The organism is Dyella sp. 01L423 (assembly GCF_056399945.1).
Genome location: NZ_JBFTSI010000072.1, coordinates 1 through 351 on the forward strand (window position 1 = coordinate 1; position 351 = coordinate 351).

Consider the following 351-nt stretch of genomic DNA (forward strand, 5'->3'; position numbering starts at 1 on the left):
CACCTTGAGCCGCGTGGCGCCACCGTCCGGGAGCCGCAGCACATCGTAGAAGAAGCCATCTTCTTCATCCCACATCTCGTCGTTGCGCTCACCCACGCGGTCCAGCGCGCCGGCAATCAGCACCGTGTGCTGGAAGAATTTCTCGACGAACTCCTCGTAGAGCGGCTCCCGCAACGCCAACTCGACTGCGATGCGCAGCATCTGCTCGCTGAAGAACACCATCCACGCGGTGCCGTCGGCCTGATCAAGGTACCCGCCCGTGGGCAGCGGCGACGAGCGATCGAACACGCCGATATTGTCCAGCCCGAGGAAGCCGCCCTCGAAGACATTGGCGCCCGCGCGGTCCTTCCG

1 protein-coding gene is annotated in these 351 nt (G+C 64.7%); it reads right to left on the reverse strand.

What is annotated here, in order from left to right:
• Nucleotides 1-351: hypothetical protein (locus tag AC1DMY_RS21115; protein WP_477166794.1), on the reverse strand; the 351-nt coding region annotated here is incomplete at both ends.